Genomic DNA, 15,723 nt, shown 5'->3' on the forward strand with positions numbered 1-15,723 from the left:
CCGATCGATTCCGACCGAGCCGTGAACGGAACCGGGCCCCCCGCAGTATGTTCCTTTCATGGACATGGCAAAAGGGTCACTCCGTCGAACGACCGCCGTGGCGGTGGCCGCCGGGATCCTCGTCGCCCTGGCCGGCTGCCGGGGCGCGGACGGCGGCGACCGGGCGCAAGACGGCGGCGCGGCGGTCATCGCCCCCGGCAGACCGGGCGAGAAGGCCCGCACCCTCTCCCCCGAGGAGGCCGCCAAGCGGCAGCCGGACGACTCCCCCAACGCGGCAGACCGGGCCTACGTACAGCACATGGTGGAACACCACCGGCAGGCCCTCACCATGACCGCGCTCGCCCCCGAGCGGGCCTCGGCGGACGGGGTCAAACGGCTCGCCGAGCGGATCTCGGCCGCCCAGCGGCCCGAAATCGGCGCGATGGAGAAGTGGTTGGCCGGCCATCCGGCACCCTCCGGCGCCCCGGCTGCCGGCCACGACCACGGCGCGATGCCCGGCATGGCGACCGAGGAGCAGCTGCACCGGCTGGCGGAGGCGAGGGGCGCCGACTTCGACAAGCTCTTCCTCACCCTGATGACCGCCCACCACGAGGGCGCCGTGAAGATGGCGGGCGAGGCGCTGGCCGGGGGGAACAACGGCGCGGTGGAGGAGATGGCCAACGAGGTGGTGGCCACCCAGACCGCCGAGATCCACCGGATGCGCGCGATGGGCTGACGGGCGACGGGCCCGGTGGCATGCTGGGATCACCTGCGGGAGGAGTTCCGCCGTGCTTCGTGTCGCCGTCGTCGGTTCGGGCCCCAGCGGGGTCTACGCCGCCCAGACCCTCGTGCAGCAGCGTGAGGTGCCGGGCGTCCGCGTCGACGTGCTGGACCGGCTGCCCGCTCCGTACGGGCTGGTGCGCTACGGGGTGGCCCCCGACCACGAGAAGATCAAATCGCTCCAGGGCAGCCTGCGCACCGTGCTGGAGGACGAGCGGATCCGCTTCCTCGGCAATGTCGAGGTCGGCGGCCCGCAGCTGTCCACCGCACGGCTGCTGGAGCTGTACCACGCGGTGGTGTACTGCGTCGGCGCCGCCCGCGACCGGCTGCTCGGCATCCCCGGCGAGGAGCTGGCCGGGGTGCACTCCGCGACGGCCTTCGTCGCCTGGTACAGCGGGCATCCGGACGCCGTGGCCGAGGACTTCGACCTGTCCGGGGTGAGCGCGGCGGTGGTCGTCGGGGCGGGCAACGTCGCCGTCGACGTGACCCGGATGCTGGCCCGGTGCGAGCCGGAGCTGGCCCCGACCGACATGCCGCAGCCGGCCCTGGGCGCGCTCGCGCGGAGCGGGGTGCAGTCGGTGTCGATGGTGGCCCGACGCGGGCCCTCGCAGGGCAAGTTCACCACCAAGGAGCTGCGGGAGCTGGGCACGCTCCCCGGTGTGGCGGCCGTCGTCGACCCCGCGGAACTGGCGCTCGACCCCGCGTACGCCGACCCGGAGGCGGCGGCCGCGCTGCCTGCCGTGTTCCGGCGCAACCTGGAGGTGCTGCGCGGCTGGGCCGGGCAGGACGCGGGCGGCGCGCGGCGCAGGATCGGCCTGCGGTTCTACCTGCGGCCGGTGGAGGTGCTGGCAGGACCGGGCGGCCGGGTCGCCGGGATGCGCTTCGAGCGGACCGCCCCGGACGGTCGGGGCGGGGTCACCGGGACCGGCGCGTACGAGGAGGTCGAGGCACAGCTGGTGCTGCGCTCGGTGGGGTACCAGGGGGTTCCGCTGCCCGGGCTGCCGTTCGACCCGGCGAGGGCCACGGTCCCGCACGCCGCGGGCCGGGTGCTGCGCGAGGGCCGGGCCTCGGTCGGCGAGTACGTGGCGGGGTGGATCAAGCGCGGCCCGACCGGGGTGATCGGCACCAACCGGCCCTGCGCCAAGGAGACGGCGTCCTCGCTGCTCCAGGACGCGCCGGCGCTGGCGCGGCGGAAGCTGCCGGGTGACCCGCTGGACGCGCTGCGGGCGGCGGGGCTGCACCCGGTGGAGTGGCCCGGCTGGCTGGCGATCGAGACGGCGGAGGCCGATCTCGGGCGCTCGCTGGGCCGCCGCTCGGTGAAGATCCCCGACTGGCGCGGTTTGCTGGCCGCCGCGGACAGGGGCGCGGGCACCTGAGTCCGGGCCCCGGCTCATACCGGGTCGGGCCCCGGCCGCGGCTCGGGCGCGACCCGGAACGGGGCGGCCCGGGCGCGGCTCAGACCGCTTCGGCTCGGTCCGGCCCGGCCGCCGCCCCGTCCGCGGGCGGGCCGGAGCCCGCCCTGCGCGCCTCCTCCGCCGCGGCAGCGGTGAGCACGCTGTCGAGCAGCCCCGGGAACAGGCCCTCCAGCTCCTCGCCCCGCAGCCCGTTCATCTTCGCCGTGCCGCGGTAGGTCTGGCGGACCACGCCGGCCTCCCGCAGGACGCGGAAGTGGTGCGTGGTCGTCGACTTGGTGACCGGCAGGTCGAAGTACGAGCACGCCAGCTCGTCCGGCGTGCCCGCGAGGTCCCGCACGATCGACAGCCGGATCGGGTCCGACAGCGCGTGCAGCACGGCTTCGAGGCGGATCTCGGCGGGCCCGGGATGGGGGAGCGCGCGCGTGGTGGCCGTATCCGTCACGTCTGCCCTCATCTCACCCGGCTCCCCTGTTCGTACGAGAACCACCGTAGTACATCGACCGCCGCCGGCGGGTCCGGCAGCAAGCCCCCTACCAGGCCCGGTGGTAGGAGACGGGCACCCGTACCCCGGTGGCCGGCTCGGCGGTCCGCTCGGCGCCGAGGGCGGCGGCCGCGGTGCGGGCCCAGTAGGGGTCGCGCAGCAGCTCGCGGCCGAGCAGGACCGCGTCCGCCCGTCCGTCGGCCAGGATCTCGCCCGCCTGCTCCGGCTCGGTGATCAGCCCGACGGCGGCCACCGGGAGGCCGGTGCGGGCCTTGACCTCGGCCGCGAACGGCACCTGGAACCCGGGCGCCGCCGGGATGTTCGCCTTCGGGGCCATCCCGCCGGTGGACACGTCCAGGAGGTCCACCCCGCGGCTCTGGAGCAGGCCGGCCAGCCGGACCGTGTCCTGCGCGGTCCAGCCCGACTCCTCCAGCCAGTCGGTGGCGGAGATCCGGAAGAACAGCGGAAGCTCCTCGGGCCACACCGCCCGTACGGTGTCGACGACTTCGAGGGCGAAACGGGCCCGGTTCTCGAACGGGCCGCCGTACTCGTCGGTGCGCCGGTTGATCTGCGAGGAGAGGAACTGGCCGATGAGGTAGCCGTGGGCGCCGTGGATCTCGACGACCTCGTAGCCGGCGGTCAGCGCGCGCCGCGCGGCGGCCGCGAACTGCCCGGTGATCTCGTGGATCTCGGCGGTCGTCAGCTCGTGCGGCACGGGGTCGCCCTCGGCGAACGGCACCGGGCTCGGGGCGCTCGGCAGCCAGCCGTCCGCCTCGGGGCCGACGTAGCCGCCGCCCTCCCAGGGGCGGCCGGTCGAGGCCTTGCGCCCGGCGTGCGCGATCTGGATCCCGGGGACGGTGCCCTGGGCCTTGAGGAAGGCGGTGATCGGGCGCAGCGCCTCGGCCTGCGCGTCGTTCCAGATGCCGAGGTCGTACGGGGAGATCCGGCCCTCCGGGGAGACCGCGGTGGCCTCCTGGAGGATCAGTCCGGTGCCGCCCACCGCGCGGGCGGCGTAGTGCGCGAAGTGCCAGGGCTGCGCCACGCCTGCCTGCGGGCCCGAGGCCGCTGCGACGTACTGGCACATCGGCGCCATCCAGATCCGGTTCGCCGTGGTGACCGAGCGGAGGGTGAGGGGGGCGAAGAGGGCCTCGGCGCGGGTGTCGGGCGTGGCGGGGGCGATGGGGGCAGCACTCATGAAGGACTCTCCGGAGGTGGCCGGGCACGCCGCGGATCAGCGGCTTGTACGAGAGTCAGCGTACTACGAATAATTACGTACTACGAGACCTCTCGTACAAGCTCGTCGAGCTCCGCGCGCAGGGCTTGCGCCAGGGCCGCCAGGTCGGGCACGGCCGCCGCGTCCGCCACCAGGCCGTAGTGGACCGTGCCCTTGTACGTGGAGACCGCGACCGCGAGGGAGTGGCCGCGGGCGAGCGGCGCCAGCGGGTAGACCTCCCTGACCCGGCTGCCGCCGAGGGAGAAGGTGAAGCCGGGCAGCGGAACGCTGGTGACCAGGATGTCGAAGAGCATCCGGGCCGCCTGCGCGACCAGGGGGCCGCCGAGCCGGTGGCCGAGCGGGTGGACGTGGTCGGCGAGCAGGGCGACGGCCCCGGCGCCGCGAGCCGGTCCGGCCTCCTTGTTGCGGTCCATGCCGAGGCGCACCCGGTCCAGGCGCAGCAGCGGGTCCGGTTCGGCGAGCGGAAGGCGGAGCAGGTAGCCCGACAGCCGGTTGCCGTACTTCGCCGCGCCGCCCGGCCGCCGGCGCGATACCGGTATCAGGGCGCGCGGACCGGCCCCCTCCGGCGCGGGGTCTCCGCGGCCCAGCAGCCAGCGCCGCAGGGCGCCGGCGACGAGGGCGATCAGCACGTCGTTGACGGTGCCTCCGGCGACCTTGCGGATGCGGTTGACGTCGTCGAGGTCGAGCGCGAGGCCGGCGACCGCGCGGGTCCCGGTCCGTGCCGGGGTGGCGGTCAGCGCCGCCGGGACCCCGAGCGGCAGTCCGGCGCGGGCCACGGAGGCGCCGATCTCCAGTGCCTGCCCGACGTCCTGGACCCGGGCCGCCAGCATCCCGGGGAGGCTGCGCCGGGCGGGGGCGACGGCCGGCCGCGCCGCCGGGACCGGGGCCGGGCCGCGCGCGGGGCCCCGCGCGGGCGGCCCCTCGTCGAAGAGCATCGCCGCCAGCGCGAGGGCCCCGAGGCCGTCGGCGAGGGCGTGGTGGAACTTGAAGAGCACCGCGAAGGAGTGCGGGTCGGGCCCGGCAAGGACGTGCGCCTCCCAGGGCGGCAGGTCCCGGTCCAGGGGCCGCGCCATCAGCGGTCCGGCGGCGGCTTCCGGATCGGGGGTGCGTACGAGGAAGACGTGCCGGGCGGGGTCGAAGTCCGCGTCGGACGCCCAGGCGGCCGCGCCGACCGGCAGCAGCACGTCGTGGATGCGGCGGCGCAGACCGGGCACGGCGGAGCAGCGGGCGGTGAGCAGTGCGGCGGCGCGGACGGCGGGGTCGGGAGCGGTGTCGGGGACAGGGGCGGAGTCGGGGCCCGGGGCGGCCCGCGGGGCGGCCTCGAAGATCGCGAGGGCGCCGAGGTGCATGGGGTGGGCGGCGGATTCGATCCGCCAGAAGGCGAGGTCGAGCGGGGACAGGTGCTCGGTGGCCACGTATTGCCTCTCGCGTGCGGTGGCAGAGGTGGAAGTCAACCCCTCCCGGCCTCCTACGATCAAGTAGCCACCCTTTGGATACGCCTGTTGATCGATGGCGACCGTCTGGGCGGAGCAGCGGGGCGGCGGCCGGGCCCCTGTCGGTGGCCGGGTGCACACTGGCGGAACGGTACGCAGCACGACGGCCGGGACGACGAAGTCCGGAGGTGTCGACCATGTCAGAGGTGATCCTGCTCGCGGGGACCCGCAAAGGCCTGTTCATCGGCCGCAGGCGCGGTGACGGCCCCTGGGAGCTGGACGGCCCGCACTTCAACGCCCAGGCCGTCTACGCCGTCGCGGTCGACCGGCGGGGGCCCACCCCCCCACTGCTGGTCGGCGCCGACAGCCTGCACTGGGGGCCCTCCGTGTTCAGCTCCGACGACCTCGGGGCGAGCTGGCACGAGCCCGCGGCGCCCGCCGTGAAGTTCCCGAAGGACACCGGGGCTTCCCTGGAGCGGGTCTGGCAACTGCATCCGGCCGGCCCCGAGGCACCCGGCGTGGTGTACGCGGGGACGGAGCCGGCCGCCCTGTTCCGCTCCACGGACCGCGGGGAGTCGTTCGAACTGGTCCGCGCGCTCTGGGAGCACCCGAGCCGCGGGAGCTGGGTGCCGGGCGGCGGGGGTGAGGGCCTGCACACGGTGCTGACGGATCCGGCGGACCCCGCCAAGGTGACGGTGGCGGTCTCCACCGCGGGGGTGTTCCGGACCCAGGACGGCGGCGCCCACTGGAGCCCGTCCAACGACGGCGTCTCGGCGGTGTTCCTGCCGGACCCGCATCCGGAGTTCGGCCAGTGCGTGCACAAGATCGCCCAGGACGCCGGGGACCGGAAGCGGCTGTACCTGCAGAACCACTGGGGCGTGTACCGCAGTGACGACGCCGGGGCCCGGTGGACCGACATCGGCGCCGGGCTGCCCTCCGACTTCGGCTTCGCGGTGGCCGCGCACCCGCACCGGCCGGACACGGCGTACGTCTTCCCGCTCAACGCCGACTCCGACCGGGTCCCGGCAGAGCGCCGCTGCCGGGTGTTCCGCACCCGGGACGCGGGCGCGAGCTGGGAGCCGCTGAGCCGCGGACTGCCGGCCGGGGACCACTACGGGACGGTGCTGCGCGACGCCCTGTGCACGGACGACGCGGACCCGGCGGGGATCTACTTCGGCAACCGCAACGGCGAGTTGTACGCCAGCCACGACGACGGGGACAGCTGGCGGCCGCTGGCCGAGCACCTGCCCGACGTGCTGTGCGTACGGGCGGCGGTCATCGCTCACTGAAGGGGCCAGTAGAGTGACTGGCTGTGGCAGCACGACCGTTGAACGAGATCGTCGAGCCGGGCTGGGCCCGGGCTCTGGAGCCGGTGGCGGCGCAGATCGCCGCGATGGGCGACTTCCTGCGCGCCGAGATCGCCGCGGGCAGGACCTACCTGCCCGCCGGGGCGAACGTACTGCGCGCCTTCCAGCAGCCCTTCGACGAGGTGAGGGTGCTCATCGTCGGCCAGGATCCCTACCCCACCCCGGGGCACGCGATGGGCCTGTCCTTCTCGGTGGCGCCCGACGTGAGCCCCTGGCCGCCCAGTCTCGACAACATCTTCCGCGAGCTGCACGCGGACCTCGGTGTGCCCCGCCCGGCGAACGGGGACCTGACCCCGTGGACCCGGCAGGGCGTACTGCTGCTGAACCGCGCGCTGACCACCGCCCCGCGCAAGACCGGCGGCCACCGCGGGAAGGGCTGGGAGGCCGTCACCGAGCAGGCGATCCGGGCGCTGGCCGCGCGCGGGAAGCCGCTGGTGTCGGTGCTGTGGGGGCGGGACGCCCGCAATCTGCGGCCGCTGCTCGGCGAGTTGCCGGCCGTGGAGTCCGTCCACCCCTCCCCGATGTCCGCCGCCAACGGATTCTTCGGCTCGCGCCCGTTCAGCAGGACCAATGACCTGCTGGTTCGCCAGGGAGCCCAGCCGGTGGACTGGCGGCTCCCGGCCGCCGGGTGATCATTCTGTTGAACGGTATACGACATTCCACGGATAAATACGGACAGAAGCCGCCCGTTGAGGCCCTGCCCGAACACTCGGTTCCGATAAGCCAGTAGCATGCGGCGCCATGAGCTCCCCCACTGGGCCCGCGAATGGCCTGCCCGTACGAATGCCGCGACCCCGCCCTGCCGGACGGCACCGCCGACCCGAGCCCGCGGTGGCGCCCGAGGGCGCGCCCGCGCTGGTGCTCGCCGTGCCCGGTGCCCCCTCGGCCGCCTCCCGGGGACTCGCCGAAGAGATCGTCAGCATCGGCCGCTCCGAGCTGCCGGGCCTGGAAGCCCGCATCGGATTCCTGGAGGGCGATGACGCCGAGGGCTCCGAATTCCCGGCCCTCTCCCGCGTGCTGAGCTCCGTCGCCGGCGAGCGCATCGCCCGCGCCGAGTTCGCCCGCGTGGCCGGCCACGAGGTCCCCGCGCCGACCGGCCCCGACGCCGTGGTCGTCCCGCTCCTGGCGGGCCCCGACGCCGATCTGCTGCGCCGGATGCGCCAGGCCGTCATGGACTCCTCCGCCGCCGCCGAGCTGGCCGAGGTGCTCGGCCCGCACCCCCTGCTCGCCGAGGGCCTGCACGTGCGGCTCTCCGAGGCCGGGCTGGCCCGCGCCGACCGCGCCCGGCTGTTCACCGTGACCACCGCCGCCGACGGCATCATCGTGGCCACCACCGGCGGCCCGGAGGCCGTCCAGGCCGCCGCGGTCACCGGCATGCTGCTGGCCGCCCGCCTCGCGGTGCCGGTCAAGGCCGCCGCGCTCGACCAGGAGGGCTCGGTGGCCGCCGTCGCCGAGCAGCTGCGCAGCGAGGGCTCGACGCTCCTCGCGCTGGCCCCGTACCTGATCGGCCCGGAGGCCGCCGAGGGGCTGCTGGACACGGCCTGCAAGGAGGCCGACTGCGCGGCCGCCGAGGTGCTCGGCGCCTACTCCGCGCTCGGCAAGCTGGTCGTCAACCAGTACTCCGCGGCGCTGGGCCTCACCCAGGGCGCCGCCGCCCACTGACCCCGCACGGCTCCGCTCGTACGAGGGCCCGCGGCCCGGGGGTTGAACCCCCCGGCCGCGGGCCCTCGCCCGTACCGGCGGGCGGGCGCCGGCCGGTCAGGCGAAGACCACGCAGGTCGCGGCCGGCACCGCCACCGATCCGGCCCGCCGCGGCTGCCCGGTCAGCCGGTCGACGTCGAACCAGGTGACGTCCCCGGAACGCTCGTTGGCCGCGTACAGCCGTCGCCCCGAGGGGTCGGCGGCGAGGTCCCGCGGCCAGCTGCCACCGCAGTCCACGCCGCCCACCAGGCGCGGCTTCCCGGGCCCGTCGGCGAGCGAGAGGGTGGCGATGGTGTCGGTGCCGCGCACGGCCGCCCATACGAAACGGCCGTCGGGCGAGACCACCACGGCCGAGGGGTAGGCCCGTACGGCTCCTGGAGCGGCCGCGGAGGCGACCGGAACCTCGCCGATCGGTTCCAGTTGCCCGGAGTCCGCGTTCCAGCGGCAGACGGTCAGCTGCGGATCCAGCTCGTGCAGGACGTAGACCACGTCGGCGTCCGGATGGAAGGCGAGGTGCCGCGGGCCCGTCCCGGCGCGCAGCGCGGTCTCGGCGTGCAGGCGCAGCGCGCCGGTGGCCGGGTCCGGGGAGCAGACCCGGACGGAGTCGGTGCCGAGGTCCACGCTGAGCACCCAGCGGCCGCCCGGATCGGGCAGCACCTGGTGGGCGTGCGGCCGTTCCTGCCGGCTCGCGTCGGGGCCCGAGCCCTCGTGGACGAGGACCGACGCGGGCCCTCGGAGGCCGCCGTCCGCGGCCAGCGGGAGGGAGCTGACGCTGCCGGAGGTGTAGTTGGCGGTCAGCAGCCGGTGCCCGGCCACGGCGAGGTGGGTCGGTCCGGAGCCGCCGACGGGGACGGCGGGGCCGAGCGGGGTGAGGCCCTCGGGGGTGGAGCGGAAGGCGGCGGCCGCGCCGTGGTCCGTCTCGCTCACGGCGTAGAGCACCCCGCCGCCCGGCGCCAGGGCGAGATACGAGGGGTCGGCGACCGCGTCGGTGGCGGAAAGGAGGGTCAGCGCACCCGTCTGCGGGTCCACGGCCGCGGTGGTGATGCCGCGGCCGCCTCCCGAGGTGAACGAGCCGATGTGGGCCCGCAGTCCGCCGCTCCGGTCCGTACCGCCCGCGCCTTCGGCGCTCTGCGTGCCCTCCGTGCCTTCGGTGCCGTTCACGAGGTCCCCTCTCCACCGTCCGGATCGTTCCGTGGGGAGCCGACGGTAACAGAGGTCTAGACCAGATTGCGCCCTTGGGCGCGTTCCCGCGCGCCCGGGTGGTGCACGTACGCCGTCGAGCTCGGCCGGTCGTCGTACGTGCGGTGGAAGACGGGGGTGGCGGAGCCGGAGATCGGCGGCACGATCCAGGACCAGTCGGCGCCCACCGCACGCCCCTTGCGCTCCTCGCGCTCCATGTGGCTGAGGAAGCGCCGGGACTCGGTGTGGTGGTCGGCGATGGTGACGCCGGCCCGGTCGAAGGAGTGCAGCACGGCCCGGTTGAGCTCGACGAGGGCGCGGTCCTTCCACAGCGAGCGGTCGCTGGCGGTGTCGAGGCCAAGACGCCGGGCGACGGCGGGGAGGAGGTTGTACCGGTCGGTGTCGGCGAGGTTGCGGGCGCCGATCTCGGTCCCCATGTACCAGCCGTTGAAGGGCGCGGCGCGATAGTGGACGCCGCCGATCTCCAGGCACATGTTGGAGATGGCGGGTACGGCGTGCCAGCGCAGCCCCCACTGCGCCCAGCCCGGGTCGTCGGGGTGCACGATCGGGACTTCCAGCACGGCGTCGGCGGGGGTGTCGAACCAGCGGGGCTTGTCGTCCACGCCCTGGACCACGAGCGGCAGGAGGTCGAAGGGGGTGCCTGGGCCCCCGGCCCAGCCGAGGCCGAGCAACGCACTGGTGAGCGGGGCGTTGCGGGCGTCGCCCACGGTCACGGAGTGGTGGTCGCCGTAGCCGGCGTACCGGACGAGCTGCTCGCTCCAGATCAGCGGGCCGGGGCGGTCCGGGGTGTCCGGGGCGAAGACGGTGATGGTGGGCCTGACCCGGCCGCCGTTGGTCGCGTCGCGCAGGTGCTCGAAGCACTCGGCGGCTATCTCGTCGGCTTCGGTCAGCTCGCGGCGGTCGCGCACGCGCAGCGAGTTCCAGTACAGCCTGCCGATGCAGCGGTTGCTGTTGCGCCAGGCGACGCGGGCCCCGTGGACGAGCTCCTGCGGGGTGTGCCGGTAGCTTCCGGTGTCCGCGAGCTCGTCCCGCACGGCGGCGAGCCGGGCCCGCGGATCACCCGCCTGCGGATTCTCCCGGTGGAAGAGCCGGATGAACTCCTCGGCCGCTTCCCACACCTGGGCGGTGGTCGGGCGCTGTTGAAGTATTTCCATCCCGGGCGTTTCCCCTGTCCGGCCAGATCCACCCCGTGCGTGCCGGATGGATGCGCGGTCAACGGTCACCCGTTGTACCGGGCGCAGGTCGGCGGCGAGGGGCATGCACACCCGCGACAACTCCACCGAGTGATCTTCGGGCCATTGCCCTGCGGAGCGGACGTGACACGGCGTACGATGCGCGACGTCGTCCTTGCGGCCCGGTGGACCGGGGGCGCGGACCCGGCCTCAGGCCGTGATGGCCAGGGGTGCGCGCGGGTCGGTGCGCAGGGGGCCGTGGAGGGCCACGAGCGCGTGCTCCAGGCCGTGCAGGTGCACGAGGGCCGGTTCCGCGGCGGTGGGCCCGGGGTGGACCGCGACGGCATGTCCGGCCATGGCCCGCGGGGTGGTCAGCGCCTCCACCGCGGCCTCCACCCGCCAGCACGCGGCGGCCAGCCGGGCATCGTGCGAGGCCTGCGGGTCGGCGGCGACGGCCACCAGTCCGCGCACCTCGCGGGCGCAGTCGTCGAGCAAGCCGAGCACCTGCCGGGCCCGGGCCTTGCGGGCGCGCAGCGGGCTCAGGGGGTGGACGAGGGGGGCGAGGGCCATCCGTACGCGGCCCAGCAGCAGTTCGAGTTCGGCGGCGTGCGGGCCGGGATCGGCGTCGGGGTCCCCGGCGAGGCGGTCGAGGGCGGCGGCCGTGGAGGCCCGTACGCAGTGCAGGGCGCGCTGGATCCAGGCGTCGTTGGCGGCGTGCGTGGTCACCGGGAGGACGAGGGCGACGGCGAGCGCCGCGCCGAGCGCGCCGACTGCGGTCTCCTCGAAGCGCAGGAGCAGCAGGCCGGGGTGCAGGACGCCGAGGAGCCCGTACAGCAGTCCGGCCATGACGGTGACGAAGAACATCATCCAGGAGTACGAGGGCGCCGCGGTGTAGAAGATCCCGAAGACGCATACCGCGACGAGGGCGGCCGTGGGCGCGGGGGCGCCGTGCAGCGGGACGGCGATCAGCAGCCCGGCCGCGATGCCGACGACCGTGCCGAGGACCCGGCGGAACCCGCGGACGAGGGTCTCGCCGCGGGAAGCGGTGTTGACGAAGATCCACCAGGCGGTGCCGACGGCCCAGTACCAGCGGTCCTCGGAGAGCGCCTGGCCGATGCCGAGCGCGAAGGCGCAGGCGGCGGTGGCCTGGAAGGCCTGGCGCGTGGTCGGCCGGGCCAGACCGGTACCGGGCAGGCCGGGCGGCGCGGCGGGCGGCGGGGTGCGGCGCTCGATGGGCCACAGGACGAACCGCACGGCTCCGGCGGCGAGCAGCGACAGCCCGACGGCGGCGTACAGCTCGGGCAGCTGGGCGGGTACGGCGTGCAGGAACTGCGTGACGAAGAACATCATGAAGCCGAAGATCCCGAGGGCGTGCCCGCGCGGCCCCCAGCGGCGGGCGTAGACCCCGGCGAAGACGACGGCGAGGAAGGCGGCGTCCCGGGCCTGCGGTGTCCCGTGCAGGGCCGTGGCCAGCGCGAGGACGGGAAAGCCGGCGACGGGCAGCAGGGCACTGGTCACGCGCTGGGCCCGCACGCTCGGGTCGAGCACGGTGAAGAGGGTGAGCAGAGCCGCCAGTCCCCCGGTGATGGAGGCGGTGAGAGAGAGGCCGCAGAGCTCGGACACGGCGACGGCGAGCCCGATGCCGACCACGGCCCGCAGCGAGTTCCTCAGTCTCTGGCGCCCCGGATCCGGAGCCACGAACATCCTCTTCACGGCGGTGTGCCGCCCCCCTTGCAGTGGTGCGCGCCGGTCCGGCGTCCGCCCGGGGGTGGTGGGAGGCAGGCGGGCACGGCGAAGGCACCGCGCTCCGGACCGGCCTCGTTGCCGCCCGGCGCTGCGCGGCGCCGTAAGTACATGGATACGACACAGATAAGCATCCGAAGGCCCACTGGCTCAACACACCTCCGGTTCACTGGACCATTGGCCCAGTCCCGATGGACGTAAGTCGGCCACCTGCGGCCAACGGACCAGCGTGCGGTCAGGCGGGCCGGCGGGCGTGGCAGAAGAAGTGCTCCTCGGGCTCGGCCCCCTCGGGGTGGAACAGCGCGGTGTGGTGCTCCAGCACCTCCAGGCCGGCCGCGCCGAGCAGCCGCAGGTGCTCCGCCGGCGAGAGGCTGCTGACGGTGACCTCGTGCCCCATCCACACGATGTCCAGGTCGCTGATGTCCCCCGGGACGGTGGCCAGGACGAGGTAGCCGCCGGGCGCCACCCACGAGGCCATCCGCTCCAGGGCCGCGGCCACCTCCGGCTGGGACATCACGAGCAGCGGGAAGAAGGAGCAGACCGCGTCGAAGCCGCCCCCGGCGGGCGTGTACGTGCGGACGTCGGCCTGCTCGAAGCGGGCCTGCGGGACCCGCGCGCGGGCGAGGTCGACCATGTGCGCCGACACGTCGATGCCGGTCACGGCGCAGCCGGCCCGGGCGAGGACGTCGGCGGTCGGGCGGCCCGTACCGCTGCCGACGTCCAGGACGCGGGCGCCGGGGGCGAGGCGGGCGGTCAGCCAGTCCAGTGCGGCGAGCTGTCCGGGGACGTGCCCGAACGCCTCCTCGTACCGTGCGCCGACGTCGTCGAAGACCTCTGCCGCGGACCTGCCACCCCTCATCGGCTCCCCCACCGTCACCCTCGATCCGTGCGCGCCGCCGCCCGGCCGGTCCGGACGCCGTGGAGGTTCTGCCCGGGGGCGCGGCCGGGAAACGGCGGGGTGCCGGCGCTCATCCGGGGGTCCGGGCGGCGGCGGGGCCCGAGGCGATGGTTTCGAGGTCCGCCGTCAGCGAGTCCAGCCAGGCCGTCGTGGCGAAGTACAAGAGCCCCGCATCGGGTGGGGCCGCCTCCGTGGGCGGGGTCAGGGTCTCCGGCAGGAGGTCCCCGGGGCCGCCCGGTGAGCGGCCGTCCCGGCTTCCGCGGGGGAGGTCCGCGACCGCCGCTGCGCGGCGCAGTCCGGCCGCGACGCGGGCCGCGTACTCCCGGAGCCCCGCCGCCTCGCCGCCCGCGAGCGGCCTCCCGTCCGCGCTGCCCAGGACCCGGCCGGCGCCCCAGAGCACGTGGTGCCCGGTCATCACCGTGGCCTGCCAGTCGGGTCCCGGCCCGGCCGGGCGCTGCGTCTCGCTCTGGTACTGGGCGTACGCCGACTCGGCCATCACCAGCGTGACCCGGACGCGGTGCTCCTCGTCCCCGGGCGGCACCGCGCGCCGCCCTACCGCGGTGACCGCGGCGGTGGTCGACTCGACGTCGTCGGCGCAGGCGCGCAGCAGCCCGGCGACCGCCCGGCCCAGCTCGTCCTGGGCACCGCGCGGCCAGGCGAGCAGCCCGCACACGATCCCGATGGAGCTGCCGATGAGCACGTCGAGGAAGCGGACCTCGGCCAGCTGCCAGGTGACCGCGGACAGCTGCGCGAAGACGACGGAGACGACCAGCGTGAACAGGGCCTGCGCCCAGCCCACGCCCTTCACCGGCCCGACGGTGAAGGTGAACAGCATGAGCGGCGCGAGCGCGATCGCGAACACGGTGGTGTGCCCGCCGGCCAGGGCGAGCACCGTGCCGGCGGCGAGCGCGCCCACGCAGGTGCCGATGAGCGCGCTGCGCACGGTGCCGCGGGTCTGCACGGCGGTGGTCCGGGTGAGGCTGACGACGGCGAGCATCGCCCAGAAGCCGTGCGGGAGGGAGTCGAGCCCGGCCACGGTACGGGCCACGGCGAGGGCCAGCGCGATCCGTACGGCGTTCTGGAAGTGCACGGACCGCGGCCCGGCGTGCGCGGCGAGGCGGTGCCACCACAGGCGTACGGTGCTCTCCCGCACGTACCAGAACCGGTCCGCCGCGTCGGCGTCCAGATGCGCGCCGCGTCCCCGCAGGGCGATCTCGGCCGCCGTGCGCAGCGCCAGGGCGGCGTCCGCGACCTCCAGCAGGGCGGCCTGCCGGCGGCGGGACTCGGGCAGGTCGGCGGGGGTGTGGGCGTTCCGGGCGCGCAGTCGGAGCAGTTCCGAGGAGTCCGTGGCGGGCTCTCGCCCGTCGCGCAGCAGGGTGGCCGTCCCGGCCGCCGATTCCCGTACCGCGCCGAGCAGGTCGAGTCCCGCCCGTCTCGGCTCCCGCCCGGTGGGTGGTCCGGGCAGGTTCCGCAGCCGGGAGAGCAGGGTGCGCGCGGCCAGTCCGGTGTGGGCCAGTCCCCGCTCGCGCAGCCCCGCTCCGGCGGGCCGCTCCGCCTCCGGGACGCGGGAGGAGCGCAGCGACTCGGCGGCCGCCCGGGCCCGGGCCGCGGCCGGGGCGGTCAGTACGTACGGCGGGCGCCCCAGGGCGGCGGCGCACCGGACCGCCTCGGCCGCGGCGCCCGCGGCCCGCGCCGCGTACGTGGGCACGCGCGGGTCGGGCAGGATCCACGCCTCGGCGGCGATGAGCAGCAGGAGGCCGGCCAGGGCGCCGCCCAGCCGCTCCCCGAGGGTGTGCGGGAGGTAGGGCGGGAAGCTCGGCAGGATGTACAGCAGCTGGAGGCCGGGCGCGGCGCCCGCCGCCCGCGGCCCGGCCGCCGAGGAGAAGGCTAGGCAGAAGCCGACGACGGCCATGCCGAGGACGGCGCTCCAGGTCCGTACGGCGAGGAAGGTGCCGAGGACCACCAGGAAGCAGACCACCGGGAGGAGCCTGACCATGACGGCGGCCCGCTGCCGTCCGGTGCCCGGGATGCGGGCGAGACCGGCCAGGGAGACGGCGCCGAAGAGGGCGTAGGTGGCGGCGACGGGGCGGTCGAACGCGTACAGGAGCACGAGGAAGCTCGTGCAGGAGGCGAACGTGGTCCGGACGGCGCGGCGGGCGGCCGCCGGCACCGGGCCGGTGCCGGTCCGGAGTTCCCGTTCGAGTTCCCCAAGGGCTCGCACGGTTTCAGAATCCCACGGGGCGGGCCGCGGGACCTGGGGACGGGCCGGGGCCGCCGGGTGGATCATGGCGGACGCCGGGGGGCCGGCGGGGCTGTGCGG

The 15,723-nt window shown here is 75.4% G+C and carries 13 protein-coding genes; 5 read left to right on the forward strand and 8 right to left on the reverse strand.

Going from position 1 to position 15,723, the window contains the following annotated elements:
• Positions 1-58 precede the first annotated feature (58 nt).
• The gene (locus tag ACS04_RS04395) at positions 59-715 is read left to right on the forward strand and encodes a DUF305 domain-containing protein (RefSeq protein ID WP_048475152.1); all 657 of its coding nucleotides are present in this window, start codon (positions 59-61) and stop codon (positions 713-715) included.
• 52 nt (positions 716-767) lie between these two features.
• The gene (locus ACS04_RS04400; protein WP_048475153.1) at positions 768-2,135 is read left to right on the forward strand and encodes an FAD-dependent oxidoreductase; all 1,368 of its coding nucleotides are present in this window, start codon (positions 768-770) and stop codon (positions 2,133-2,135) included.
• Positions 2,136-2,214: 79 nt separating this feature from the next.
• Here the strand turns inward: ACS04_RS04400 and ACS04_RS04405 are convergent, their stop codons facing one another.
• From ACS04_RS04405 to ACS04_RS04415, 3 genes are all read right to left on the reverse strand, one after another.
• The gene (locus tag ACS04_RS04405) at positions 2,215-2,628 is read right to left on the reverse strand and encodes an ArsR/SmtB family transcription factor (RefSeq protein ID WP_209441617.1); all 414 of its coding nucleotides are present in this window, start codon (positions 2,626-2,628) and stop codon (positions 2,215-2,217) included.
• Positions 2,629-2,704: 76 nt separating this feature from the next.
• Positions 2,705-3,850 (reverse strand): NADH:flavin oxidoreductase/NADH oxidase, encoded by a 1,146-nt coding sequence (locus tag ACS04_RS04410; RefSeq protein WP_048475155.1) that lies wholly within the window; start codon positions 3,848-3,850, stop codon positions 2,705-2,707.
• 80 nt (positions 3,851-3,930) lie between these two features.
• Positions 3,931-5,304 carry a wax ester/triacylglycerol synthase family O-acyltransferase gene (locus tag ACS04_RS04415; RefSeq protein ID WP_048475156.1) on the reverse strand — a complete coding sequence of 458 codons (1,374 nt, stop codon included), beginning with the start codon at positions 5,302-5,304 and terminating at the stop codon, positions 3,931-3,933.
• A 215-nt stretch (positions 5,305-5,519) separates the two neighbouring features.
• Between ACS04_RS04415 and ACS04_RS04420 the strand changes: the two genes are divergently transcribed.
• The 3 genes from ACS04_RS04420 (at position 5,520) to ACS04_RS04430 (ending at position 8,351) form a co-directional block, all read left to right on the forward strand.
• The gene (locus ACS04_RS04420; RefSeq protein WP_048475157.1) at positions 5,520-6,611 is read left to right on the forward strand and encodes a WD40/YVTN/BNR-like repeat-containing protein; all 1,092 of its coding nucleotides are present in this window, start codon (positions 5,520-5,522) and stop codon (positions 6,609-6,611) included.
• A 23-nt stretch (positions 6,612-6,634) separates the two neighbouring features.
• A complete protein-coding gene (locus ACS04_RS04425; protein ID WP_048475158.1) occupies positions 6,635-7,321 on the forward strand; it encodes a uracil-DNA glycosylase in 687 nt (228 codons plus the stop codon).
• A gap of 109 nt (positions 7,322-7,430) precedes the next feature.
• Positions 7,431-8,351 carry a sirohydrochlorin chelatase gene (locus ACS04_RS04430; protein ID WP_078864408.1) on the forward strand — a complete coding sequence of 307 codons (921 nt, stop codon included), beginning with the start codon at positions 7,431-7,433 and terminating at the stop codon, positions 8,349-8,351.
• 96 nt (positions 8,352-8,447) lie between these two features.
• Here the strand turns inward: ACS04_RS04430 and ACS04_RS04435 are convergent, their stop codons facing one another.
• The 5 genes from ACS04_RS04435 to ACS04_RS04455 form a co-directional block, all read right to left on the reverse strand.
• Entirely contained in the window at positions 8,448-9,479 is a 1,032-nt protein-coding gene (locus ACS04_RS04435) for a lactonase family protein (protein WP_245236278.1), read from the reverse strand.
• A gap of 128 nt (positions 9,480-9,607) precedes the next feature.
• Positions 9,608-10,744, reverse strand: a complete 1,137-nt coding sequence (locus ACS04_RS04440) for a nitric oxide synthase oxygenase (protein WP_048475161.1) — start codon at positions 10,742-10,744, stop codon at positions 9,608-9,610.
• Positions 10,745-10,972: 228 nt separating this feature from the next.
• Entirely contained in the window at positions 10,973-12,466 is a 1,494-nt protein-coding gene (locus tag ACS04_RS04445) for an FUSC family protein (protein ID WP_048475162.1), read from the reverse strand.
• Positions 12,467-12,740: 274 nt separating this feature from the next.
• Positions 12,741-13,364: a class I SAM-dependent methyltransferase gene (locus tag ACS04_RS04450; protein WP_048475233.1), complete on the reverse strand. Its 624-nt coding sequence runs from the start codon at positions 13,362-13,364 to the stop codon at positions 12,741-12,743.
• A gap of 109 nt (positions 13,365-13,473) precedes the next feature.
• Positions 13,474-15,624, reverse strand: a complete 2,151-nt coding sequence (locus ACS04_RS04455; protein ID WP_245236275.1) for an FUSC family protein — start codon at positions 15,622-15,624, stop codon at positions 13,474-13,476.
• Positions 15,625-15,723: the final 99 nt, after the last annotated feature.

The sequence above is a fragment of the Streptomyces roseus genome (genome assembly GCF_001044425.1).
GTDB classification, from domain to species: Bacteria; Actinomycetota; Actinomycetes; order Streptomycetales; family Streptomycetaceae; genus Streptomyces; species Streptomyces roseus.